Annotated in this window: 20 protein-coding genes and 1 other annotated feature; of the genes, 4 read left to right on the top strand and 16 right to left on the bottom strand. The window is 29.0% G+C overall.

Annotated elements, in window-relative coordinates:
* Window positions 1-148 precede the first annotated feature (148 nt).
* The 8 genes from KGF41_RS13185 to infC form a co-directional block, all read right to left on the bottom strand.
* Window positions 149-2,038: a metallophosphoesterase gene (locus KGF41_RS13185; RefSeq protein WP_227842701.1), complete on the bottom strand. Its 1,890-nt coding sequence runs from the start codon at window positions 2,036-2,038 to the stop codon at window positions 149-151.
* Window positions 2,039-2,372: 334 nt separating this feature from the next.
* Window positions 2,373-4,298 carry a metallophosphoesterase gene (locus KGF41_RS13180; RefSeq protein ID WP_227842702.1) on the bottom strand — a complete coding sequence of 642 codons (1,926 nt, stop codon included), beginning with the start codon at window positions 4,296-4,298 and terminating at the stop codon, window positions 2,373-2,375.
* Window positions 4,299-4,761: 463 nt separating this feature from the next.
* The gene (locus KGF41_RS13175) at window positions 4,762-5,361 is read right to left on the bottom strand and encodes a hypothetical protein (protein ID WP_413840953.1); all 600 of its coding nucleotides are present in this window, start codon (window positions 5,359-5,361) and stop codon (window positions 4,762-4,764) included.
* A gap of 78 nt (window positions 5,362-5,439) precedes the next feature.
* Window positions 5,440-5,679: a hypothetical protein gene (locus tag KGF41_RS21145; protein ID WP_413840951.1), complete on the bottom strand. Its 240-nt coding sequence runs from the start codon at window positions 5,677-5,679 to the stop codon at window positions 5,440-5,442.
* 544 nt (window positions 5,680-6,223) lie between these two features.
* The gene (locus KGF41_RS13170; protein WP_227828694.1) at window positions 6,224-6,766 is read right to left on the bottom strand and encodes a hypothetical protein; all 543 of its coding nucleotides are present in this window, start codon (window positions 6,764-6,766) and stop codon (window positions 6,224-6,226) included.
* A 163-nt stretch (window positions 6,767-6,929) separates the two neighbouring features.
* Window positions 6,930-7,286, bottom strand: coding sequence for a 50S ribosomal protein L20 (gene rplT, locus KGF41_RS13165; protein ID WP_227828695.1), 357 nt, complete (start codon window positions 7,284-7,286; stop codon window positions 6,930-6,932).
* Window positions 7,287-7,346: 60 nt separating this feature from the next.
* The gene (rpmI, locus tag KGF41_RS13160) at window positions 7,347-7,541 is read right to left on the bottom strand and encodes a 50S ribosomal protein L35 (RefSeq protein ID WP_003418222.1); all 195 of its coding nucleotides are present in this window, start codon (window positions 7,539-7,541) and stop codon (window positions 7,347-7,349) included.
* Window positions 7,542-7,568: 27 nt separating this feature from the next.
* Entirely contained in the window at window positions 7,569-8,078 is a 510-nt protein-coding gene (gene infC, locus KGF41_RS13155; RefSeq protein WP_227828813.1) for a translation initiation factor IF-3, read from the bottom strand.
* A gap of 28 nt (window positions 8,079-8,106) precedes the next feature.
* Window positions 8,107-8,249 (bottom strand) — a sequence feature (ribosomal protein L20 leader region).
* A gap of 558 nt (window positions 8,250-8,807) precedes the next feature.
* Here infC and KGF41_RS13150 point away from each other — a divergent pair.
* Both KGF41_RS13150 and KGF41_RS13145 read left to right on the top strand, forming a co-directional pair.
* Window positions 8,808-10,211, top strand: a complete 1,404-nt coding sequence (locus tag KGF41_RS13150) for an ATP-dependent metallopeptidase FtsH/Yme1/Tma family protein (protein WP_227842703.1) — start codon at window positions 8,808-8,810, stop codon at window positions 10,209-10,211.
* Between the two features lie 458 nt (window positions 10,212-10,669).
* Window positions 10,670-13,996, top strand: coding sequence for a cell wall-binding repeat-containing protein (locus KGF41_RS13145; RefSeq protein ID WP_227828697.1), 3,327 nt, complete (start codon window positions 10,670-10,672; stop codon window positions 13,994-13,996).
* A 142-nt stretch (window positions 13,997-14,138) separates the two neighbouring features.
* Here the strand turns inward: KGF41_RS13145 and KGF41_RS13140 are convergent, their stop codons facing one another.
* From KGF41_RS13140 to KGF41_RS13115, 6 genes are all read right to left on the bottom strand, one after another.
* The gene (locus KGF41_RS13140; protein ID WP_227842704.1) at window positions 14,139-15,161 is read right to left on the bottom strand and encodes a LacI family DNA-binding transcriptional regulator; all 1,023 of its coding nucleotides are present in this window, start codon (window positions 15,159-15,161) and stop codon (window positions 14,139-14,141) included.
* 75 nt (window positions 15,162-15,236) lie between these two features.
* Window positions 15,237-16,835, bottom strand: coding sequence for a sodium:solute symporter (locus KGF41_RS13135; protein ID WP_227856724.1), 1,599 nt, complete (start codon window positions 16,833-16,835; stop codon window positions 15,237-15,239).
* Window positions 16,836-16,875: 40 nt separating this feature from the next.
* A complete protein-coding gene (locus tag KGF41_RS13130) occupies window positions 16,876-18,150 on the bottom strand; it encodes an MFS transporter (RefSeq protein ID WP_227828700.1) in 1,275 nt (424 codons plus the stop codon).
* Window positions 18,151-18,336: 186 nt separating this feature from the next.
* On the bottom strand, window positions 18,337-19,611 hold the full coding sequence (locus tag KGF41_RS13125; RefSeq protein ID WP_227828701.1) for an ester cyclase: 1,275 nt from the start codon (window positions 19,609-19,611) through the stop codon (window positions 18,337-18,339).
* A gap of 51 nt (window positions 19,612-19,662) precedes the next feature.
* Complete coding sequence (locus tag KGF41_RS13120; protein ID WP_227828702.1) at window positions 19,663-20,670, bottom strand: nuclear transport factor 2 family protein; 1,008 nt, start codon at window positions 20,668-20,670, stop codon at window positions 19,663-19,665.
* Window positions 20,671-21,082: 412 nt separating this feature from the next.
* On the bottom strand, window positions 21,083-21,790 hold the full coding sequence (locus KGF41_RS13115) for a hypothetical protein (RefSeq protein ID WP_227856723.1): 708 nt from the start codon (window positions 21,788-21,790) through the stop codon (window positions 21,083-21,085).
* A 628-nt stretch (window positions 21,791-22,418) separates the two neighbouring features.
* On the opposite strand from KGF41_RS13115, the gene KGF41_RS13110 reads away from it, so the two are divergent.
* Both KGF41_RS13110 and KGF41_RS13105 read left to right on the top strand, forming a co-directional pair.
* Complete coding sequence (locus KGF41_RS13110) at window positions 22,419-22,916, top strand: RNA polymerase sigma factor (RefSeq protein WP_227828704.1); 498 nt, start codon at window positions 22,419-22,421, stop codon at window positions 22,914-22,916.
* Complete coding sequence (locus KGF41_RS13105) at window positions 22,894-23,673, top strand: hypothetical protein (protein WP_227828705.1); 780 nt, start codon at window positions 22,894-22,896, stop codon at window positions 23,671-23,673. Before KGF41_RS13110 ends, KGF41_RS13105 begins: the two co-directional genes overlap by 23 nt.
* A gap of 380 nt (window positions 23,674-24,053) precedes the next feature.
* Here the strand turns inward: KGF41_RS13105 and KGF41_RS21140 are convergent, their stop codons facing one another.
* Both KGF41_RS21140 and KGF41_RS13095 read right to left on the bottom strand, forming a co-directional pair.
* Window positions 24,054-24,248: an ATP-binding domain-containing protein gene (locus KGF41_RS21140; protein ID WP_413840943.1), complete on the bottom strand. Its 195-nt coding sequence runs from the start codon at window positions 24,246-24,248 to the stop codon at window positions 24,054-24,056.
* A gap of 269 nt (window positions 24,249-24,517) precedes the next feature.
* The gene (locus tag KGF41_RS13095; RefSeq protein ID WP_227842709.1) at window positions 24,518-25,315 is read right to left on the bottom strand and encodes a MarR family transcriptional regulator; all 798 of its coding nucleotides are present in this window, start codon (window positions 25,313-25,315) and stop codon (window positions 24,518-24,520) included.
* Between the last annotated feature and the right edge of the window lie 215 nt (window positions 25,316-25,530).

The following is a 25,530-nucleotide window of genomic DNA, read 5'->3' as shown; positions in this document are numbered from 1 at the left end:
AATCTAATATTACAATGTACCTAATTGTATAATTATGGTATAAATTCAATTTATTTTTATTGATTTACTACTTTATTAGTTTACTTATGTATCAATTCATCTTTATTGTATTAATTCATCTTTATTGTCTCACTTAATCTTTATTGCTCTACTTCATTTTTATTGCCTTACTATATTTATTGATAATATTCCATGTACCATTTTCTTTTCTTAATTCGAGACTTATTTTTGAATAATACTCTCCATCTTCACTAGATTGTGTCACTATAACTTTATTTCCAGACTTATTCTTATAGCTACGTTCTTTTATCTTATTTTTTGTATGCCCAACTACAATAGCATCTATTCCATCTACTGTAGTAGCAAGTTTTTTTATCTCGCTACTTGGATTTTTTAAATTTATATTATTACTATCTGAATGTACAACTGTAACAATTACATCTGGATTTTCTTTTTGCATAACCTTTACCCACTCATTTGCATCCTTCACTAAGTCATTGGTATATAATCTATTTGTTTTTTTAGAATTTTTTTCTGAACTTGAATTATTGATATTTTTTTCATCTTTATCTATAGTAAGCCCCAATATTCCAACCTTTATGTCGCCTTCTTTAGTTTCAACTTTATGCATTATATAAGGTTTTACATAATTTTCTCCAGACTCATCGTATATATTAGCTGATAAAACAGGAATTTTCATTTCCTCAAAATTTTCTATAATAGAATCCAATGTAGACTTTTTTTCTTCAAAATCATTTTTTTCAGATATAAGTTCATGACTACCAAGTACTACAGCATCATAACCTAGATAAACAATAGGCCATTCGTTTACTCTTTTATGAATACCTTTTTTTGTATTATACTGCCATTCTTTAGACCATCTAGTCATTTCTTTTGTATCTGCATCAAAGAAGTCTCCAGTATCAATAAAGATTGGCTGTACAGCTCTATATCTTTCATTAAATAAACTAACTGCCATTTCATCTGAAAAATTTGAATGTAAACCAGATGTTGTAATTATATTTACTTCTTTTCCAAATACCTTTAATTCACTGTGCTTATCTTTTATAAACCACTTATCATTCTTCTTACCCAACTTAAAGTTAATCTTTGATACACTATCGCCATGAGCTCCAGGCTGTGTCACTACCACTTCTTCACCAGATTTATTTTTAAATGTATGTTGCTCTATCTTTTCATGCGTATGACCAGCTACAATAGCATCTATTCCCTCTACAGTTGTTGCCAGCTCCTTTATTCTATTTCCTGGGTTTTTAGGATTTTTAGGCTCTTCACCTGAATGTACAATGGCAACGATTATATCTGGACTTTCTTTTTCCATGACCTTTACCCACTTTTTAGCATCTTCCACCAAATCATTTGCATATAATTTACCTTTATATTGTGCTTGTTCTTCAAGTGCTCTAGCTTTTTTATCTTGCTCAAAGCTTTTAAATCTTGAACGTTCTCCTACTTCTTTTATAGTAAGCCCTAGTATTCCTACCTTTACATTCCCTTTTTCTGTTTTGACATCTTTCATTATGTATGGTTTTACATAGTTTTTTCCAGATTGTTCATATATATTTGCAGACACCAATGGTATGTTATTATTTCTAAAATCAGAAACTAACCTATCAAGACCTTGCTTATCATTAGAAACGAACTCATGATTTCCAAATGTAACTGCATCATATTTTAATTTTGCCATTTCTTTAGCTATAGGAACTTCTCCTTCACGTGGCTCAGCTATTTTTTTAAACTCTGGCATACCATCATTAAATCGTACTAGTTTTTGACCAGTAGACCATCCATTCATATCAATACTTTGTATGTCAAAAAAATCGCCTGCATCAACCATTAGCAAGTTTTCATCGTATTTTCTCTCTTCTTTCACATAAGAAACTAGGTTTTCTGGGACTATTGAATGTAAGTCACTTGTCCCAAGTACATTGATTTCTATATCTTTAGTGCTTTCACATCCCACTAATAATATTATTAGAACTATTATTGATGTAACTATAATAAATTTTATTTTCATAAAAGCTTCCCCCTTGATTTTTTTGATGATAATAAAATTTACTCTTATACCTTATCTTTACTATCTAAGTTTGTTACTGTTTATTATACGAAAAAAACTATATGTAAATTCCTTTTTAAATAAATCTACGTATAGTTCTTTATATTTTTTAGTTTCAAAACAAGACTTACTCTAATATACTCAAATCTTCAAGTAGGTTTAATATAGTATACTCACAATATTTTACTATATGGAATATGGAAATAGTCTTATATACTCATCTTATCTATCATACTAATATTAAATACCTTATATTATTTATAAACCTTATATATTATCTATAAACTTTATAAAATTATTTAACCTCAATTGTTTTACTAAATTTATCATTAATAACCCATGAACCCTTTTCTTTTTTCACTTTAAAAGTAATTTTAGAATAATATTTACCATGTTCACCTGGTTGTGTCACTATAACTTTACCTCCAGACTTATTTTTATAGTCATGTTCATCTATCTTTTCATGAGTATGACTAGCAACAATAGCATCAATCCCATCTACTGTAGTTGCTAATTCTTTTACTCTATTTCCTGGATGCTTAGGATTTTTAGGTTCTTCTCCTGAATGTACAACTGCAACTATTATATCTGGATTTTCTTCTTTCATCACTTTTACCCACTTCTTTGCATCTTCTACTAAATCATTTGCATACAATTTATCTTTATATTGAAATTGCTCTTGTAAATTTACATTTTCAAGACCTTTACCTACCTCTTTTATTGTAAGACCCAATATTCCAACTTTTACATTGCCTTCATTTGTTTCCACATCTTGTATGACATATGGTTTAACATAGTTTTGTCCAGACTGTTTATATACATTTGCTGATAATACAGGAATCGCCAACTGCTCAAAATCCTCTACAACGGCATCTAAAAGACGCTCATCTGACCAAAACTCATCTTTTTCAGATACAAATTCATGATTTCCAAGTACTACTGCATCATACATTCCATTCTTCATAGCTATGACCATTGGACATCTACTAATCTCTGTGTCCGTATTATTATCTCTTATAGCTTGCCATTCTTTATACCATTCAGTCATTTCATCTGTTTGAGGGTCTAAAAAGTCTCCTGCATCTACTACAACAGGTTCAATGTGGCTACTTTGTTCATTAACAAGGCTGACTTCTAATTTATCAGAAAAATGTGAATGTAAATCTGCAGTAGCAAGTATATTTATTTCTTTATCAATTATTTTTAATTTGCTAGTCTTTTCCTTTATATCCCATTTACCATTCTTCTTATTTAATTTAAAGTTAATCTCTGACACACTATCTGAATGTGAACCTGGTTGTGTGACAATTACTTCCTTGCCAGATTTATTTTTATATGTATGTTGCTTTATTTTTTTATCAGTATGACCAGCTATAACTGCATCTATTCCTTCTACTGTAGTTACTAGCTCTTTTATTCTATTTCCTGTATTATCAGAACTCTTAGATTCTTCCCCTGAATGTACAACTGCAACTATTATATCTGGTTTTTCTTTCTTCATCACTTTTACCCATTTCTTTGCATCTTCTACTAAATCATTTGCATATAATTTGCCTTTATACTCAGGTTGCTCTCCAAGTTCTCTTGATTTAGTTTCTTTTTCAACATCTTCAAATCCTGAACTTTTCCCTACTTCTTTTATAGTAAGACCTAGTATTCCAACTTTTACATCGCCCTTATCTGTCTTAACATTTTTTATCACATATGGTTGTATGTAGTTTTTTCCAGATTGTTCATATATATTTGCTGATACTACTGGTATATTATTATTTTTAAAATCAGAAACTAATTTATCAAGACCTGGCTTATCATTTGAAATAAATTCATTATCTCCAAGTACCACAGCATCATATTTTAATGGTATCATGTCTTTAACTATAGGTACTTCATCTTGGCTATTTTTAACTGTGTCTTCATATTCTGCTATACCACTCTCTCTAATATTAACTAGTTTTTTTCCAGAAGTCCATTCCCACATTTCTTTACTTTGTTCACCAAAAAAATCTCCTGCATCTACCATAAGTAGATTTTCATTCTTTGCTCTTTCTTCATTTACATATGAAACTAGAGAATCTGTCACAACTGAATGTAAATCACCTGTTCCTAATATTTTTACTTCTGTATCTGATACTGTATCTTTTGTATCTTTTGTACTTTGACATGCCACAAGTAATCCCACTAAAAACACTATCAATACCATTATAATAAATTTTATTTTCATAAAAGCCCCCCTCGCAAATTTTTAGATTATAATAAAATTTAATATCATGCTTTATTTTAAACTATAGCAGGTTATAGAACTATGAGCAACATTCATTGGTTTAATAGATTATTATCTTTAAAGATATTCATATTTAAAGATATACATTTCATTTCTTATGTCATTGTATTTAAACATCCTTAATAAGATATTTAAATATACTATTAGAAAACTTTAAATGTATACTTCATATAATAAACTTTTATTTAATACAAATAGATATGATGAGATTGTAGCAATATTAAAATATATGGAGAAAATCGAGTATAAAATCTCATTTGAACAGTTAAGTAACTAGAATGGTTGTAAAAGTGATATGTCTCAATATGCATACTGATAAGAACCTCATTGTACCACTTCACTTTCTTATGCTAAAAGGTACAATGAAATTCTGTTTTATTTATACAATTTATAAATTAGACCATTACTTCTTAGGATTTACAAGTTCATCAAGTAACATTGGAAGTAGCTCGTCTATTTGTTCATCATTAAATTGGCAAGTCCCAACAGCTTTGTGACCTCCACCGCCATACTTAAGCATTAGACTACCAACATCAATATTTGAAGTTCTATTTAAAATACTGTATCCTACAGCTACAGAACACCCTTTTCCACCTTTTCCATTTACAATCCAGGCAGAAATATTTTGTTCTGGATACATACTGTAAATCATGAAACGATTACCTGTATAAATTGGCTCTACTCCACGTAAATCAGAAATAATAACATCTCCTTCTGTACGTGTGTATTTAGCAACCATTTCTTTAAATTTATTTGTCTGCTCAAAATAAACTTCTATACGTTCCTTTACATCTGACAGATTTAAAATTTCTTCTGTATCTAAAGTTCTACATGCATCAATTAACTTTTCCATCAATTGATAGTTAGATATAGTAAAGTTTCTCCAACGCCCCAACCCTGTTCTTGGGTCCATAAGATAACCAATTAAAATCCATCCAGTTGGATTTTGTACCTCTTCTATAGTAAGATTTCCAGAATCAACTTTGTCTACTGCTTCTAGCATTTCATTAAAATGAGAAAATCTTTCATTTTTACCATAGTACTCATGAATAATTCTTGCACAAGAAGGAGCAATGCGACTTTATCCTTTATACCTTCCTTTAAGTTCATTTCTCTCAAATTCACTAGAATGATGGTCAAACCAAAGACCACCCCCTTCTACAAATGGTACATTGGCAAGACAATCATCTTCTGTCACCTCAACCAACCCATCTTGTAAGTCTTTAGGATGAGCAAATTTCCAATTATCAATAATACCTGCTTCTCTTAATAATGCACCACAAACTAATCCATCAAAATCAGAACGTGTAATCAATCTCATATGTTTCAACCCCTTTGCTTTAAATATATGCCTATATATATTGTAATTTTTTCCTTAAATATATAATATCACTTTACATGTCAGCTTGATATACATTTCAATATATACCCACAAAACTTATTTTTTTGGTTATAAATAGCTTTATTTATTATTTAAAGTACAACTTTATCTTTTATTAAAAATATAGTTATATCTTGCCTAACAGCCAAAATTTCAATTAAAATAAAAGTCTTATGTTACTATGAATATACTTACATTTTATTATAGCCTTAAATATAGCATCTTTCACATTATATTAATTCCTCATATAAATTAACATAAAAACATCACTTATCACTTATCACTTATCACTTATCACTTATCACTTATCACTTATCACTTATCACTTATCACTTATCACTTATGTAAAGTTTAACATGCTAAAATAAAGATAGCAGTTTGATATAGAAATCAAATTGCTATCTTTATTTTAGCACTATCTTCAATATTTTATTTAATGATACTAGTTTGTATATTGTTTACACTGCACTTCAATAATTTTATCTTATTTTTCCTCTTCTTTAGGAGGTGCAATTATCAATCCTATAGAATGTATTTTACGCCCTTCTCTTGATGGGTTATTTTTTAAAGGTTCTAGTATATCAGCAATCTTTCTAGTTACTTCAGTTATTTCTTCTAGATTAGCATATACTGGAAAGACAGAAAAACCAGAACCATCTTTTAAAATATCTTTTTCTTCTCTTTTAGCGTAATCATAAAACTCCTTCATAAATACCATCATATATTGAGTAAACAGCTGTACATATGCTTCTGCTGAGTTTTCATTTATCATTTTTTTTGCATCATCATCAATATCTGACTTAACAGCATATACTTTTTCAACAGTTCCTCTTATTTTATTTTCTTCAATTACCTTTATAATATTATCCTTTAACATTTTATCAAGATAACGATAAAGTGTGGCTTGTGATATATCCTTAAACTTCTCTCCTAATTGCTTTGCTGTAGTTTGCTTATTTGAATAAATCTCAAGTAACAACCTGCACTTAACTGGATTTATAAAGCAATCCATAAGTTTTTCATTCATATTATACTACCTCCCCATTATTATCATTAAGATAATATTATCATGTTGATAATATTTAATCAAGTCTATTAAAAATTTTATACAAACAAATAATACTCAAAAAATAAAAAAAGCCCTTGAATTATTTACATAATTCAAAGACTTTATATCTCATGATTTAATACTAAGCTAATTTTGCTTTAGCAACTTCTGCTAATTTAGCAAATCCATCTGGATCTTGTATAGCCATTTCAGATAACATTTTTCTGTTAACTTCAACACCAGATAATTTTAATCCATTCATTAATCTTGAATAAGATATTCCATTCATTCTAGCTGCTGCATTTATTCTTTGTATCCAAAGTTTTCTGAAGTCTCTTTTCTTTAACTTTCTTCCTATATAAGCATTTTTTAATGCCTTCATTACGAATGTATTTGCTGGTCTATATAATTTGCTTCTAGCTCCTCTGAATCCTTTTGCAAGTTTTAATATTTTTTTATGCTTCTTACGAGCGTTCATAGCTTTTTTAACTCTTGCCATCGTTATGACCTCCTTTTATATCCCTCTTCTATAGTTATTATTTATAATCCGTATCCTATCCTAGTATGGTAATAATTGTGCTATTCTCTTAGCATCTCCATCACTTACTAGAGTTGATTTTCTTAAGTTCATCTTAGTTTTTGCAGATTTTTTAGTTAATATATGTTTTTTATAAGCTTTAGCTCTCTTTAACTTTCCTGTTCCTGTTTTCTTTAATCTCTTTGCTGCACCTCTATGAGTTTTCATTTTAGGCATGACAAATTCCTCCTCTCAGTTAATCATCTATTTTTTTGGATCTATAATTACAACCATATTATTACCCTCAAATGCAGGGGCTTTTGTTGGTTCTCCAAACTCTTTTATTATATCTAAAAACTTTAACATAACTTCTCTTCCTATATCCTTATGTCCTAGTTCTCTACCTCTAAATCTAAGTTCGACTTTGACTTTATCCCCTTTTTTAAGGAATTTTATAGCATTATTAGCTTTCGTATTTAAATCATTTTGTTCAATACCTGGTCTAAGTCTTACTTCTTTTACAACTATAGTCTTTTGTTTTTTCTTAGCTTCTTTGTCTTTTCTCGCTTGCTCATATCTAAACTTTCCATAATCCATTATCTTACACACTGGTGGATTTGCATTTGGCGAGATTTGAACCAAATCTAAGTTTTTACTAGTAGCCATTGCTTGAGCTTCTTTAGTAGGCATTACTCCAAGTTGTTCACCTGTAGGTGAAAGGACTCTTATTTCCTTGTCTTTTATTTGTTCATTGATTGCTAATTCTTTGCTAATTGTAGGACACCTCCAAATTTTTTATAAAATATAAAATAAAAAGCGGATGACATAATCATCCGCAATATAAGTTACCAAATTTAAACAAGCTTAAATTACTACTAAGCTTTAACTTATATTTACCTTACTAACCCTCGGCGTAAGGTGAGAAGCGGACTTCTTCTTTGTTTTATTCTTACCCTATCCACTATATCATTTTATCAAATTTTTTGCAACTATTTTTTTAAGTTTAATAAATTTTTACTAACTTAACTGCTTTTTTATTTAAAATTGCACATATTTATTATAAACTACATATTATTTGTATTTAATTTCTTCTTCCTAATACTTATTATATGCTCGTACCATTTATTTTGCCCTCATTTTCCAAAATTTAATTTAAAAAATTCAAACTTCAACTTTAAAATCTTTTATTACCCTATCACTCTATATAATAAATACTTAAAAACACTTCTTTAGCCAATTTTATACTGAATACTTTACTTTACATCCTTTAATATCCATATTATAGATTTTTCATCATTTCAATTTTATCTTGATTTGTCATATTTTTTTAGTATATAAAGGTAATTTGCACATATTCATAAATGACTTTTTCCAGTTAAATTTATGAATTTATTTTTATTTAGATTACATGTATATTTTTTCCATAAAAAATAAATAATAAAATATAGTAAATATGGAAAATATAAAATTGATTAACAATAATTAATTACCTGAGGTGTGAATATGAAAATGCTAAACAACTTTTTTAAAAAAATTAACAATCCAGTTCCTGTCTTTGCACAGACAAAAATGGAAAGAGAAAATCAAACAGATGATTCGCTTTCTACAAAACCAAAAACTACATTTAGAGATGTAGCTGGATTAGACGAAGTAAAAGAAGAACTATTTGAAATAGTTGATTTTATGAAGTCTCCACAAAAATATCAAAAAATGGGTGCAAAAATACCTAAAGGCGTATTATTTTATGGTCCTCCAGGGACAGGAAAAACATTACTTGCATCTGCTGTAGCTGGTGAAACAAACTCATCATTTTTCAATGTTACAGGTTCTGAGTTCGTTGAAAAATATGTAGGTGTAGGAGCAAAAAGAGTAAGAACTCTATTTGAAAAAGCTAGAAAAGAAGCTCCAAGTATAATATTTATAGACGAAATAGATGCTGTAGGAGCAAAAAGACATCTTGAAAGCAACAATGAAAAAGACCAAACGTTAAACCAACTTTTAGTTGAAATGGATGGATTTAATAAAGACTCCAATGTATTAATAATAGGTGCTACCAATAGACTTGACTTATTAGATGAAGCTTTACTTAGACCAGGAAGATTTGACAGACACATTCATATAGGTGCACCAAATTATCACACTAGATTTGAAATTCTAAAGGTACATACAGATGACAAGCCTATAGACAAATCTGTAAATCTAGAACTTTTAGCTAAAAAAACTCACGGTTTCAACGGAGCCCATCTTTCAAATATAGCAAATGAAGCAGCTATATTTGCAGTTAGAGATGACAGTGAATATATTACAGCAGAACACTTCGACAAAGCACTTGAAAGAGTTATTGCAGGATTAGAATCCAAAAACTCTTCATTAGTTGAAAAAGAGAAAAAGATAGTAGCTTATCATGAAGCTGGACATGCTCTTGTAAGTGATATAGTTGGAATTTGTCCTATACAAAAAATATCTATAATACCTAGAGGACAAGCATTAGGTTATGTTCTTCAATTACCTGATGAAGATAGATATATTTATACTAGAGATGAATTGGTTGGAAAAATAAAAATATTACTTGCTGGGAAAGCATCAGAAGAACTAATATTTAATCATAAATCTACAGGAGCAAAGGATGACTTAAAGAAAGTCACTGAGATAGCTAACCAAATGGTTTGTGAGTATGGTATGAGTAACTTAGGATTTATGACTATTGATGGAAATGATAAGACTTTCTTATGTGATAAAGTTCAAAAGGAAGCTAATCGTATAGTTGAAAGTTGTTATAAAGAAACTTTAGAGATGTTAAAGGATAACCTTGAAGATTTACATTCTGTTTCTAAATTCCTATTTGAAAAAGAAACTATGACTCATGAAGAATTAAAAGATTTGATAGGAAAAGAAGCTGTAAATTAGTTTGATAATATTTTAAATAATTTCTACATCAAAATTAATAATTATTTTAAAAAGAATTTAAATATTTTGAGATGATAGGTATTGAGGCTGTAGGTAGATTTGTGTAGAAACAAATTTACTTACAACCTCTTTATTATTTTTTTGTTTATTATCTTTCATTCTGTTATTAAATATTGACTCTACTAACCTTATTGATTTAAATTTACTTTCTATTTTTTTGTTTTTGATATCTTTTTAAATAAACAATACATTTTTCTCATAAAAGCTAGCAAATTTTTTTGAGTATTCGTCACAAAAATTTTACCTTACTGTAATTATCTTCCTGTAAACATACGGTTAACATTACTATGATATTGTTTTGTATATAAATACCAATAGACTAATATATAAGACACTAATGAAAAGTAAATTTTAAATGTTAAACACATAAATAATACATATGAGAAGGGGAACATATCATGAATAAAAAATTAAATGCAAAAATTATATCTACAGGAATGGTTATGACTACACTTGTTACAGGAGTTGCTCAGGCACAAGAAACTGCTCAAGGTAATACCAATATAGAAAAATCTGAAAAAACAGCACAACCTAAAAGTAGAAAAGAAATTAAAACTAGTAGTACTACATATAGTCAACTAGCTGATTTTCTTTTACAATCAGCTAAATCATATAATTCTAATATAGATAAAAAGAAAATCATGTCTGGATACGAAAATAAAGAAAATCAAAAAGTTAATAGACTAGATGGTCTTATCATGATAAGTAGAGCTTTTGGAACTTTATCCGCTCCAAAAGGTCAAAATGAAAGAGTGGCAGAGAAAAATGTAAGTTTTACAGATATACCTGCTTCTGCTAAGTCTGATATAGACAACTTAATAAATGGTGGAGTTATGGTTAACACTAAAGACAAAAAACTTCATGGTAGTGATGTTATGACTGTAGGAGAAGTTGACACTATGGTTAGACGTATCTGGGCATTTAAAGGTAGTAATCCAAAAGATGATTTTTATAATTTTGTAAATAAAAAGGCTTTAGAGGAATCAAAACTTCCAAGTGACGAAACAGTATCTGGTGGTTATGTTGATATTGAAAATGAGAATACAAAAAAAATTAATGACATTATTAAAAAGATAGTAGAAGGAAATCATAAAAAAGGTAGTGAAGAACAAAAGATTAAAGATTTCTACCTTAATATACTAGACATGAAAAGCAGAAATGAACTTGGAAATAAACCAATAAAAAAATATCTTGATGCTATAGATAAAGCAAAGAATGTAAAAGAACTTAGTGATATTCAAAAAAAATCACTTGAAGAAATAGGAACTGGTGGTTCGGTTGGTCTTTTTTTAATGAAAGATAATGTAGATGAAGCAAAGTATGCTTTATATATAGGAACAATGGCTGATACACATTTATTTAGTTCATATTCAAATGATGAGACAATAGAAAATAGCAAAACATTTTTTAAAAAGCTGTTAATTTTAAGTGGAGAAAGTGAGGCACAAGCTAGTAAGCATGTTGATGAGTATATAAATTTTGTAAAAAAAGTATCTGGAGGTGAAGAAGGTGTTGACAAGAGGATGACTTTAAAAGAGATAGAAGAAAAAATGCCAAATTTAGAATTGTCTAAAACACTTACTGCTGCTGGCTATACTAATCTTCCTAAAGAAATCAAGGTAATGAATCCAAAAGATTTAGAACTATTTAATAAGGCATACACTAATAATAATTTAGAAGCTTTAAAAACTCTTTTTAAAATAAAACTGTCTGAAGAAAATGCACAATTTTTAGACCAAAAATATCTAAATGTTTGGACTGACAATGCTAATCCTGGTGCAGATGCTTCGCAAAGTAAAATAACTGAAAAAGATGCAGCAGCATTAACATCTGAAAAGTTCAGTTCATATATTGGAAAATTATTTGTAGAGAAATATTTTCCTGAAAAATCAAAAAAAGACGTTGAAGATATGGTTAAATCTTTTGTAGAATTATATAAAGAAAGAATTAAAAAACTTGACTGGATGAGTGAAACTACCAAAAAAGAAGCTATAAAAAAACTTGATAAAATGACATTTGTCGTTGGATATCCTGATAAATGGGAATCTGATGCAGAAAATGTAGACATTAAAAGTAAAGAAGATGGTGGAAATCATTTTGATAATATAACTGCTTTTAAACTTGCACGTCTAAAAAAAGATGCTGAAAATACAGGTAAAGTAATACCAAAAGATAGATTTGGACTAGCAACATTTACTGTAAATGCAGTGTATGGAATGTATGATAATGCAATGACTTTCCCTGCAGGTATTTTACAAGCACCTTTATATGACCCAAATGCATCAAGAGAGGAAAATCTAGGTGCAATAGGTGCAGTAATAGGACATGAAATTTCTCATGCATTTGACAACAATGGAGCCAAATATGATTCAAGTGGGAAAGAACATGATTGGTGGACTAAGGATGATTACAGAGAATTTCAGGAACGTTGTAATGATGTAGTTAATTTCTATGATGGATGGGAAATAGCTCCAGGTGTAAAAGCAAATGGTAAGATAAGTTTAGGTGAAAATATTGCAGATATAGGTGGTGTAGGAGCTGCCTTGGGAATTTTATCAAAAATGGAAAATCCAAATTATGATAAGTTCTTCAAGAGTTATGCAGAGTCATATATTAGATTATACACAAGAGAATATGCAAAGAATTCTACAGGAGATGAGCATAGTCCAAATACTTTAAGAGTAAATCGTGTCTTATCAAATTTCGAAGAATTCTATAAAACGTATAATATAACAAAGAATGATGGTATGTATGTAGCTCCTGAAGATAGAGTAAATTTATGGGATAATCTAGATACTAATGTAAAATCTAAAAAAATGACTGGAGATGACAGATTTGAAACAGCAGTAAAAGTATCTAAAGAAGGCTGGAAAACTTCAAATACTGTAATACTTGTAAATGGTACTGATAAGCACTTAGTAGACGGATTATCAGCTACACCACTTGCAAATACAAAAAATGCACCAATGCTACTTTCTAATGGAAGTAATGTAGATAAATCAACAATGGATGAAATTAAAAGATTAAAAGCATCTAATATAATAGTTGTAGGTGGAGAGGCTTCAATCTCTAATTCAGTCGTTAACCAACTAAAAGGTGTTAATAAATCTATGAATGTAAAAAGAATAGGTGGAAAATCAAGATATGAAACGTCTTTAAATATAGCTAAAGAAATGTCTGGTAATAACAATATTGATACAATATATGTAAGTGCTGGAGATGGAGAAGCTGATGCACTATCTATTTCATCAGTAGCAGGAAAAAATAACTCTCCTATAATACTTACACAAAAAGATGGATTAGATAAAGACGCATATGATTATATTAAATCTAAAAAAGTAAAAACTTCTTACTTTATAGGTGGGGAAACTAAAATCTCTCAGAAAGCTATAGAGCAAATTAATAATATAACTTCAAATGATGTCTCAAAAAACAGAATTGCTGGAAATGACAGACAAGAAACTAATGCTCGTGTTATTGAACGTTTCTATAAAGATAATAGCATAAATGGTGTGATATTAGCTAAGGAAAATAATCTGATTGATGCTTTATCAGTAGGCCCATTTGCATCAAAGGAAAATATGCCAGTTGTAATAGCCACAAATAGTTTAAATAAAGAACAAGAAAATATATTAGATAAAAAGAACTCAGAAAAGGTATATCAAGTAGGTGGTGGTATAAAATTATCTGTACTTAATAAATTAAGACTCTTATTAAACAAATAATATAATATAAATAAAAAAATATCCTATAAATATATATTTACTGAATTAATTACAAGTATTCAAGAAAGTATTCTCCATTTTGAATTTGAAGAATACTTTTCTTGTTTATACATTATTAGCATATCTTTAATATAATTTTATACTAAACTGTAGAATCTCTTTCAATCAATTCAGGCTTAAGCATTTCAACTACTGGCTCACAATCATCTTCCTCTAATAAAATTTTAAGTATATTAATCGTTTTTCCAATTAATAAGTCTAATGGTTGTCTAATCGTTGTTAAACTATAACTTTTCCATGAAGCCATCTGAATATCATCATATCCCATTACTGATAAATCCTCTGGTATCTTCAATTTATACTCAAATCTTGCAGCATCCATTACACCCATAGCTATCAAATCACTTGTGCAAAAAATTGCTGTTGGAGGACTTGATAATGCTAGCATTCTCTTTCCAGCTTCATATCCAGAATCATAATCATAATTTGCAGACTCTTCTTTAAGGTTGTGAATTCCGTTTTGTCTTAATTTAGAATAAAATCCAATTTTCTTTTCCATTTCCTCACTTGTTTCTCTTGTAAATTGAATGTATCCTATATTTTTATGTCCCCTATCAATTAGGTATTCAGCAGCCATTCCTCCACCTTCAATTGGGTCCACATAGACCGTACTTATTTTTATACCTGGTATAAAACGATTAAAAAGAATCACAGGAATATTATTTTCTTCACATGTCTCAGCCATTACCTTATTCATAGCTGAAGCTGTAATAATCACAGCTTCCACTTGAAACTGAATTACTCTTGAAATTATATTATCTATTCTTTCTTGTCTAGGAACCTTAAAAACAAGACACTGTTTACCTATTTCTTGAATCTTTTCCACAAATAAGTTAATAATTCTGTTGTAAAATGGACCTAGATTATCACCAACTATCAATCCTATAACATTTGTTTTGCCACTAATCATTCCTCTTGCAACTAAATTGGGAACATAACCAATTTCATCTGCTACACGGAAAATTTTTTCTCTTACTTCAGGTTTTACACCTTTTCCATTTGCACTACCAAATGCTCTTGAAACTGATGACTGCGATACTCCTGCTAGTTTTGCAACATCTTTTGAAGTAGCCGATTTATTATAATGAACTTTCTTTTGATTCATTTAGTATTTCTCCTTAAATATCTTGTATTTCTTTTTAGCATCTTTTACTTCTTCTTAAACATCTTACATTTCTTATTAAAATTGTATTAAAAATAAGATTATATATTGGACAACGAAAAAAACTAACACAATTAACTCTTGTTTCCCTAAAGAAAATGGCAATACAGATACTCCATCTACTTTATCTATTCCTTGCGAAATAAGTTCTTTTCTCATACCAAATACAGTATATTTTTTAATATCTTCTATATTATGATTATTCTTTAAAATGATACTAAAAATATATCCAAATATTAATGTTATTGTAGCACCTATTGCTGGATTCCACAACCAACTCACATTATATTTATTAGAAATAAAAAAGCCTAAAACTAATCCTATGATGAAACCAATAGAGACCCCTTTATCATGAGCTTTGTACGTAAACATAGCCAATATAAATGCACCTGTAGCTGGACCAGCAAAATATGAAATATAGTTACCAACAAGGTCAATAATTGATTTGATGCTTCCTCCAAATCCCATAATAATAAAACCTGTCATAACAATACCTATAATCATTGTTATAATCATCGTGACTTTTAATGACGATTCCTCATTATCTTTTTTAAAATAAAACTCATAAATATCCTTTGTAAAAACAGTTGTCATACTGTTTAATATAGAGTCAATACTAGACATCGCTGCTGCAAATACACCAGCAATAATAATTCCAATTGCCCCTACTGGAAGTTCATTCAAAATAAAAGTAATCATTATTTCATTTGTAGTTTCAAATGCTCTTCCCTTATAATAAACAAATAAAATCACTCCTACTAATAACATAAAATAGTAAGCTAAATTCATAACAAATGCACTAACTACAAAAGAATTTTTGGCATCTTTTAAAGATTTAGATGTCAAAACTCTTTGAACTTGAGATTGGTCAAAGCAGAAATATCTTATCCACATTACAGTTCCACCAATCAGAGTAGCCCAAAAAGTATTTGTAATTGAAATATCCATACTAAAATCAAATGTATTTAATTTACCGCTCTGTTGTGCAATTTGCAATGTATCAAAAAAACCGAGATTCATTCCTTTTAGTGCTGTCATAATTACTATAAATACAGCACTTATTACTACTACCATTTGAATGCTATCAGTCCATATAACTGCTTTAATTCCCCCTAGTAGTGTATATATAATTGCTACACATACAACTATTGGAACCAAAATATAAAGTGACCAACCAGTGATTATCTGAATAATAAGTACTGGTATATACACCATAGAACTTGCTTGAATCAATGAATTGATAAAAAATTGAATAATAGTTAATCCTCTTGAATAATTGCCTAAACGAAGTCCCATATATTCATATACAGATGTTATTTTTAATCTATAAATAACTGGGGTGGTAATGCTCAGTGCAAAAAATATTGCTAAAGGGACTGTAATGTTAACCATCACTGGATACATTCCATCCATATATGCCCATCCAGGACCCCCTATAAATCCATTAGCACTAATCATAGTAGCAGCAACTGACAAAGCAATTGGAATCCATGGCATTGACCTACCTGCTAAGAAATAATCTTCTTGATTTTTATTATCTTTTCCTGAATAATAACCAATAACCAACATTAATAGCAAATATCCTACTATAATACACACATCGATTACTGAAATCATAAGCCACCCCTTTCTAACTAACAAAATAGTTCTTAGAATTCTATTCTTTCTTGTTTAATGTTTCTGGTAAGAACAGCCATACAATAGCACCTGCTACAAATACTGCTGTTGATATATAAAAAATAGTTGTCATACCTAAAGCCCCTGAAGCTGTACCAGCTATTGCAGGGATTGCAAATGTAGATATAATTCTTCCTCCATTGAATGACATTCCCGAGGACAATGAACGATATTTACTTGGGAATAATTCTGTATAGTATGCTCCCCATGCTCCAGAATATCCAACAGCAATACCTAATAATACTGATATCATATAAAATGCTGTTGTATTATTTCCTCCTAGTTTTGTATATATAAAGACAAATACTGCCGCTAATGCCATACCTATAAAAGGTACTTTTCTTCCAAATTTATCTGCTATTGAACCCCAGAATAAATATCCTACTAACTGCCCAATTCCTTGTAAACTATATATAGAACCTGCTACTGCTGCTGTCATTCCCATTCCTGTTACCAAATATGTAGTTGCATTGTTTGAAAATGCTGAGTATGCTGTAAAATTAGCACCTGATAAAATAATTGTTCCTAATCCAATCCACAAATATTTCCCCTTATACATACTTACATAGCTAATTTTTTCACCTGTTTCTTTTCCTTTTTTAACCAATTCTTTTGTATACTCTGAATCATCTGGTACAAAGAAAAATGCTAAAATAGCTCCAATTATAGGTGGTATAATCGCAGTATACATTAATATTTGCCAATTTGCATCACCTAAAAATCCATACACTTTCCCGCCAAAAATCATGGCTAGCGAAAATAAAGCAGTTAATACAGCAGCTAACTTACCACGATATTTACTTGGAAACATATCCGCAACTAGAGGCATCGCTGTTCCAAATACACCACCCAATACTACCCCTGTACATAAACGTGCAATTTTCCACAATATAATATTTGTAGGAGATAACATTGGAATAAAAGTTGTCAACCCAATTAATAAAGCTACACTAATTAAAGTTTTCTTTTTACCAAGCTTTGTAGAAATCACTCCAAAAATGAATGTACCTGGAATTGTACCAAAGGACATGACAGCAAATATTTCTTCTGTCTGTTTTAATGAAAAACCAAACCCGCCTTCTGCCAAAGTATAAATCATTGTTGGTTTAATAAAAGTACCTACCATAAAATTATAGCAATAAAAAAAGTATATTAATGCAATGGAAAAAAATGCAATTCCCCTTTTTAGATTCGAATAATCTTTTCCTAGTATAATATCATTTTCTATCACATCTGTTGTTTTCATATTGTTCATAATTACCCCTCCCTTACTGTTAAGCATACTATCCCTAAAACTTTCAATTTTTACTTTTCATACATAATTCTTATTTAAGTTTTATATACATTTCTTGTTTAAATTCTATACATATTTCTTGTTCAATCTTTATAACAAGAATATTTACTTATATAATTTCTAAAGATGTTTATACTATAAACCCATTTACTCTTCTACACCCATATACATCTGCTTCAAAACATCCATACCATCAAAAGTCATCCATTCTTCCTTTACCTTACCTTGTAGTACATGATAATGATTAATTCCCATTACCTCCACATGTTTTCCAGAAGGTTGTCCAAAAAATCCAATGCCTTCATTTATTCCACGTAATCTCCATCTCACAGATACATCATACCCTTCATTTTTTTCCTTTTGATTACAAGTTACTCTTTCTACTTCATAACTTCCATTTGGAATTGAAGCAAGTAAACTTACAATCATTCCTTGAATCTCATCATAACCATTTAAATCTTTATCACATATGAAATGTACTACTGCATTATCGTGATAATATTTTTTAACTTCATTTATATATTTATAATTGTAAATACGACTTGTCATCTCAAGCATCATTTCACCAACAGAATCATCTTTAGCTTGATACTTTGCTGGCATAAATTGGCCATCCATAGACTCACAAATACCATAAGTTGATTGTAAGCTCAATACTTTAGATGCACTTGCCTTTGCCATACTTTTTGCCACTTCTTGAGGATTTAACCCTAACTGAGTAACAATCCATAGATTATCTCTAACTAGCCATTCTTCATGTATTCTATTATTCGTTGTAGCACAATCAATTACAGTTCTAAAATTTATCTTTTTTCCAGTTGCTGGAGCAAAATTACTATCACCTAAATTAGTTGCTGTAGACAAAACACGGTGAGAAGACAAAAAACCATCAGCACCAAAATTAGACCATATTACATTTTGACCAATCAGCCTTCTATCTGGAAATGCATGTAGAGTTTGAAGAGTATTCGAGATAACATCTTTTATACCAACTAAATTAGAAGAACCACAGTGCATTGTCACATTATTGTGATATGTATCATAAATAACTCCAATACCTTTTTCTTCCCAAATATTATGTGTAATTTTCATAATATAGTCTATAAAGTCTCTATACTTGGAATCAAATCCAGGTAATTTCTGCTCCCTTTTTGTTTGATTTGAAAAATCATTATAATCCATTACTCCAACAGGTGTTACTTCTAGCGAATCTCCATAGTAAATTTTTGTAGACTCCATATTTGCTTCTCCCTTCAATGTAATTTCTTCAGCTTTTTCAATAGTATTATTCTCATTGATTTTACCTGTATTAGCTTTATTTACTTCAACATTACTTAATTTAAGCTCACTTATATCAACTTCTTTTGCTTTTACTTTCTCTTTATCTTTTTCTCTTACATCATTTTTATCAATATATTTCAATTTGCATCTCATTCCTTTCTTGAATACGTATTCACAATTAATTATTAAAAATTAAGCATTAAAAATACTTTTAGTTCTTTCAAGAATATCAAGACCTTGTTGTTTTAGCCAGTAAGGAATATCAATTAACACCCAATTTTCTTTAAGTTTATCTCCCTTGCGATAGTAAACGTCAACAACTTGCATATCTGCCTTAACCTCTCCACCTGGCAATCCTAAAAATCCTCCACATGGGATATTGCTTAAGTTAGGCCATCCAAAGAAACAAGCAAAATTTCCTTCTGCAAATCTACATACATGTCCATTAAAAGTCTTTCCTTTTAAATTATTTCTAAATGGCAATTGATGCTGTTCTTGATATCTAGGTATAGTATAAGAAGCTCCAATCCCCCCTGGTCCATACCAAATCATATCTTTAGCCCATGATTTTTCAAGTATCTCTGGTGGACATCCCATAGAACCACTGTCATTTAATTCAGATAAATCATCTACCATTTTATTGACTAATGCTAAAGTCTTAACCCCATCTACTTCGTCTGCATCTTCAAAAAGTAGTCCATTGTGGTCAATTGGTCCTGGATATACAAAATATGAACCTGTTTGTGGTGGCAATGGATTGACACCTGCCTGAATCATAAATCCAATTATATCTACAAATAATCCAGTCTTGGAAATTTTACCATCTTGCACACAGTTAAATTCTGCGTATCTTAAGCTAATCATCTTGCGAGTATGCTTAATACCAAGCCAGTCATTATCAAAAAGCCCCATAAAATGACCCATACTCATTACCCACTCACTGTTATCAATTTCATTAGTACCTGCAATAAAGATATCTTGTCGTCTTTGCATATTACTCAATGAATTTTTTAAAGGCTTCCAAAATGTATCTGCTACATTTTCAACTCCTCTTTGTTCACGAAATGGATATACGCCTCTCCAGTCATAGTCTGACCTCATGTACTGTTTTAAAATTTTTTTAATTTCATCTCCATTGGCGTTTTCTAATGCTTCAAAGTAATTTCTTACAACTCTTTTTGATTCTTGATATTTTCCCATGATTATATCCTCCCAAATTTATAAAGTATAATCTAACTTTATTGACTCTTCATTGCATACGTTTTCTCTTTTGTAGCTTTTTTATTTGTTTTTAGGCTATTTTATGAATACATATGCATTTTTCTAAATATTAACATATATCTAAAAAATTGTAAAGAAAATGTTATCATAAAAATGTAAATTGTAATTTATGTCTACTCAAATTTATAGGGCTTTTATCCTTGCTAATAAAAATAATCTTTACCTCCCATATTTATTGAAATACTTGCACCAATAAATGGCTATAAAAAATTAAAGGTGACAGTCTTTTTAAAGCTGTCACCTTTTTGATTTAGTCAATCTAATATGTTTTTATTTGTATTCTGGTGTTTATTTTTTAATATTTATTTGTTGATTTATTGAATTTCTAATTCTACTTTTTATCAACGCATTTTTTTTCTTCACATTTCATTTCTTCTTTAGTATTATTTTTTTGAACAGATTCTATTTGTTCATCAGTTGCTGTTTTAGATTCATCAATTTTTTCATATTCTTTTATATTATTTTTCTCAGCATCTTCTTTATTTTCAGACATTATTTTTTCATCTACATTTTGATTTTCAAATCTTCCGTATTTCTGATATTCATTGTTTTCTTGATAATTTTTAGCATCAAATTCTTCATTGTCTTTAGATTCTCTGTAACTTCTTTCATGACCACTTGGGGCAAATCCTTCATGACTTCTACACTCTCTATGCTCATGACTTCCTTCATGACCTCTATATTCTCCTCTTTCGTACCCTCCTGGGGCAAATCCCTCATGACCTCTATACTCTCTATTGCCATGATTTCCTTCATATCCTCTTGACCCAAATCCTTCATGACCTCTGCATCTTGCATGTTCATGATTTCCTTCGTATCCTCTTGGCCCAAAGTTTTCATGACGCATCATTTCAAATCTTTTACATCCTTCACATGTATGATTCCATGGATGTCTATGAGGACCTCCATATCCCATTTGACCATGATGTTGCGAATATTTATTATGTTCTCCATAATGTTCTTGGTGTTTATGATGTCCTCTCATTTCGAAATCTTCAAATCCTCTAAATCCTTCTCTTTTATCTTTGTAATAATTCATATTAACTCCTCCTAATTAACCCGATTTTTTCTATTAATTTATTTTCTTAGTTTTTATTAAGGTACCTTATTTATTTTTAATTATAAAGGTACCTTATAATTTTGTCAATACTATTTTTAAGGTACCTTTGCATTTTTTTAATTTCTTTTATTTTCTCTTTTTAAAATGAAAAAAATTAAAGATGCTTCTACTAATAAAATGATTCTTATAGTATGCATAACAAAGCCTTAGGATTTTTAATTTATTTTAGTCTTAGCTTAATTTGTTTTGACTTACTTTTAAACCTGAAAATTATGGCATGAAAAAGTTGTATAGAAAAGCACATATTTATTATCATGTATAATTTTTTATTAAATTGCTTAAATTTATCAAACTGTTTCCTAGACTTCAATTTATCAAATAATTACTTTTAAAAAAAGTGAACCATTTATAGTAAAATTTTATCTAATGAGTGTAAGGCAAAAAAGTAGTGCTACTTCATAGAAATGTAGATTTATCTAATTATTTCCTAAACTTCAATTAAAAATAATTATTTTAAAAAAAGTGAACCATTTATAGTAAAATTTTATCTAATAAGTGTAAAGCAAAAAAGTAGCGCTACGATTTGCATGGAAAGGTAGGAATACAATTGGATAAAACTACATTTATTAATAATATTCTTGAGTCAGAACAGACTTTGTATCGTGTATCTAAGTCTATTTTAGGAAACGACCAAGATTGTGAGGATGCTGTTAACAATGCTATTTTAAAAGCATATGAAAAATTAGACTCACTGAAAGAACAACAATATTTTAAGACTTGGTTGATTAGAATAGTCATAAATGAATGTAATTCATTAAGGCGTAAACAGTTTAATATTCTACCATTTGAAGAAATTCTCAATAACAAAAAAGTAGAAGAAAAAGATGATTACAGTGATTTATATATTGCTATTCAAGGTTTATCTAAAAAAATTAAGATTCCAATAGTTCTTTATTATATCGAGGGATATTCAATAGATGAGATTAAAAAAATATTAGATATACCTCAAGGAACTGTAAAAAGCAGATTATCAAGAGGTAGAAAATTATTAAAAACTAAATTAGAAGATATGGAGGTAAAGTATGAACAAAGACAAGTTAAATAATTCATTCCCGAAAGCTCCAGAAAGCTTTCATAATAGATTAAATAAAACATTAAATAGTCTACCAGAAAGAGAGGAAAATTATAACATGATTAATAATAAAACACATAAATCACCATTTAAATTATCATTCAAAAAGAGCTTAATTGCAACTTTGGCTGTTACTCTACTGTTAAGTACAACAGCTCTTGCAGTAGGAGAAATATCTAGTCTATTTTCAAGTACAAGTAATAAGGCTACCTATACATCTGTCCCAACTACAGAACAAGTAAAAAAAGACTTTAAATTTGCGCCTAATATAGTTTCTGAATTTAGTAATGGATATAAATTTAAAGGAGGATATATTGAAAAGGAAAAAGGACTTGATAAACAAGGTAATATTTTAGGAGAATTAAAATCACTTAATATCAAGTATGAAAATGGTAATGATGAAATATCTCTTAAAACATCAAATAATATACTTGGAAAAGATTCTGAGAATATAAAAGTTGTAGATACGTACAAAGATGTAAATATTTCTTATGATGAATTCAAGCAAAAGTATGTACCAGAAGGTTATAAAATGACAGAACAGGATAAACTTGATGAAAAATCAGGTAAATATACATTTAGTGAGTGGTCAGGTGAGGTGGAAGTTAATGAATATAAGTATTTAAGTTGGAAACAAAATGGAGTTTATTACTCATTTATAGTTGAAGACTCAGGTTTATCTATGAATGATTTAGTAGAGATGGCTCATGAAGTAATAGATACAAAATAAAGATAAGTAATATAAAACATAGCCAACGATTGAATTATTTATGAGTCTATTATTTGTGACTTTAATTTATTTATTAGTAAACATAACCATCTCTTTTATATTAATATTTTTTTTAGAATTTATATATCAGATTCTAGCTATTTAACTGCTATACAAATTCTAGTTAAATAATATACTAAAAAGCCCTTAAAAAACATCTATTTTGGATTTTAAGGGCTTTAACTTTATGATAAAATACTCATCTAAATATTCATTACAAATACATAATAAATATATAATAAGCCTAAAAAAATTATATAAGAATTAAAATTTCATTGTTTTAATATTACTTCAACATTATTTTAATATTGTTTTAATGTTGTTTTAATATCGTTTTAGTATTACTTTAATCTTACTTTAATATGTTTTAATAAAGAACTTATCTCGTCTAAATAATATATGTTTAGCACATGAAGAACTCTTGTACAACAAGTATAAAGGAGCAACCTTTCATCTTCATTATTATAATTTTTATTGCTTGCATTATATATAATAACCACATCAAATTCAAGCCCTTTAGATAGATATGAAGGCATTATTAACACACCGTTTATATACTCGTCATCATCTTTTGTTATACATTGTACATCAACATCATTCTCTTTTACAAACTCGTATACTTCTCTAGTTTCACGAACTGTCTTTGTTATGATGCCAATAGATTTATAATTTTTCTGTTTATAATCTTTTATATCGTCATATTTGCAGAATTAAAGAGTTTATAAAATATTTCATATTGTAATGGAGTGTAATCCTATGCTTCATCTATGATTACATATTTTTATAGTAGAAAGATAAATAGTTTCTAATCTTCATTAATATCCTTTTCGCTATGCTTTTCATCCTTAGATACATTCTGTTCATCAAATCTCTTATTCTTAAAAAACTCTGGATGTTGTTTTACTATCTGTTCAAAAAATCCCGGATGCTGTTTCATCATTTGTTCAAAAAATTCTTCTCTATTAAAAAAATCTTGAAATGCTTCCATACGTGAACTATAAAACTCTTTTCCTTCTTGAGAACTCTCATGTGGATTTGGACGTGAATCCATATGTCCCATTCCAAAGCCTTCTCTTCCATTAAAACCTAAGCGTTGACCAGGATATGGTCTTGAGTGTGGTCCCATATGCGACCCATCAAAATTAATATTATCATCATTTTTTATAGTTCTCTCCAACTCATTAGTAATCTTAATAAGAATATCACTTAGAATGCTTTTTTCTTCTTTTTCTAAAATATCGAATATTTTATTAGTTGGGTCTTCTTCCTGCTCAATTTTATTAATTTCATCCATACCTTTTGATGTTAGTCTTACTACCATTACTCTACGGTCTTTTTCTGAAGGGGTACGAGTAATAAATCCTTGATTTTCTAGTTTTGAAAGCAATTCACCTAAAGATTGAGGTCTCATATCAAGCAAATATGATAGTTCTTTTTGAGTAATTTCTGGCTTTATTTTTAGCATAGATAATACTCTTCCTTGACCTCTATGCGTTCCTCTAAAAAAACCATGTGATTTATGATTTTGAAGGTGAAATTTATGTAGTAATGATTGTACTTTAAAAAATTGCTCTAATAAATTTTCATCTTGAGTTTCATTCATGATTTTTACCTCCTAAATTAATTATTAATTTTGTAATCATGCACTTTACTAATTATATAATTTTTTTCAAATAGGTCCTTTAAAAAGGTACCTTACTTGTATTGAGTATAAGAGCAAGCCTTGGATTTGTCAAATACTTTAATACTTTACTACACTTTTTATGCTTTTTCAGCACCATAATAAAATACTTGTATTGTCTCTTTTAAATAAATAAT

Origin of the sequence: Clostridioides sp. ZZV14-6150, assembly GCF_020657875.1 — a bacterium.
Classification (GTDB): Bacteria; Bacillota; Clostridia; order Peptostreptococcales; family Peptostreptococcaceae; genus Clostridioides.
The sequence above is the reverse complement of the archived record's forward strand: the minus strand, read 5'-3'. Positions and strand labels throughout refer to the sequence as shown.

Bases quoted from the DNA above. Each gene is read 5' to 3' on its own strand.
- KGF41_RS13185 (WP_227842701.1), bottom strand. From the start codon at position 2,038: ATGAAAATAAAATTTATTATAGTTACATCAATAATAGTTCTAATAATA.
- KGF41_RS13180 (WP_227842702.1), bottom strand. From the start codon at position 4,298: ATGAAAATAAAATTTATTATAATGGTATTGATAGTGTTTTTAGTGGGA.
- KGF41_RS13175 (WP_413840953.1), bottom strand. From the start codon at position 5,361: ATGCTAGAAGCAGTAGACAAAGTTGATTCTGGAAATCTTACTATAGAA.
- KGF41_RS21145 (WP_413840951.1), bottom strand. From the start codon at position 5,679: ATGAGATTGATTACACGTTCTGATTTTGATGGATTAGTTTGTGGTGCA.
- KGF41_RS13170 (WP_227828694.1), bottom strand. From the start codon at position 6,766: ATGAATGAAAAACTTATGGATTGCTTTATAAATCCAGTTAAGTGCAGG.
- rplT (WP_227828695.1), bottom strand. From the start codon at position 7,286: ATGGCAAGAGTTAAAAAAGCTATGAACGCTCGTAAGAAGCATAAAAAA.
- rpmI (WP_003418222.1), bottom strand. From the start codon at position 7,541: ATGCCTAAAATGAAAACTCATAGAGGTGCAGCAAAGAGATTAAAGAAA.
- KGF41_RS13150 (WP_227842703.1), top strand. From the start codon at position 8,808: ATGAAAATGCTAAACAACTTTTTTAAAAAAATTAACAATCCAGTTCCT.
- KGF41_RS13145 (WP_227828697.1), top strand. From the start codon at position 10,670: ATGAATAAAAAATTAAATGCAAAAATTATATCTACAGGAATGGTTATG.
- KGF41_RS13140 (WP_227842704.1), bottom strand. From the start codon at position 15,161: ATGAATCAAAAGAAAGTTCATTATAATAAATCGGCTACTTCAAAAGAT.
- KGF41_RS13135 (WP_227856724.1), bottom strand. From the start codon at position 16,835: ATGATTTCAGTAATCGATGTGTGTATTATAGTAGGATATTTGCTATTA.
- KGF41_RS13130 (WP_227828700.1), bottom strand. From the start codon at position 18,150: ATGAACAATATGAAAACAACAGATGTGATAGAAAATGATATTATACTA.
- KGF41_RS13120 (WP_227828702.1), bottom strand. From the start codon at position 20,670: ATGGGAAAATATCAAGAATCAAAAAGAGTTGTAAGAAATTACTTTGAA.
- KGF41_RS13115 (WP_227856723.1), bottom strand. From the start codon at position 21,790: ATGAATTATTACAAAGATAAAAGAGAAGGATTTAGAGGATTTGAAGAT.
- KGF41_RS13105 (WP_227828705.1), top strand. From the start codon at position 22,894: ATGAACAAAGACAAGTTAAATAATTCATTCCCGAAAGCTCCAGAAAGC.
- KGF41_RS21140 (WP_413840943.1), bottom strand. From the start codon at position 24,248: ATGCCTTCATATCTATCTAAAGGGCTTGAATTTGATGTGGTTATTATA.
- KGF41_RS13095 (WP_227842709.1), bottom strand. From the start codon at position 25,315: ATGAATGAAACTCAAGATGAAAATTTATTAGAGCAATTTTTTAAAGTA.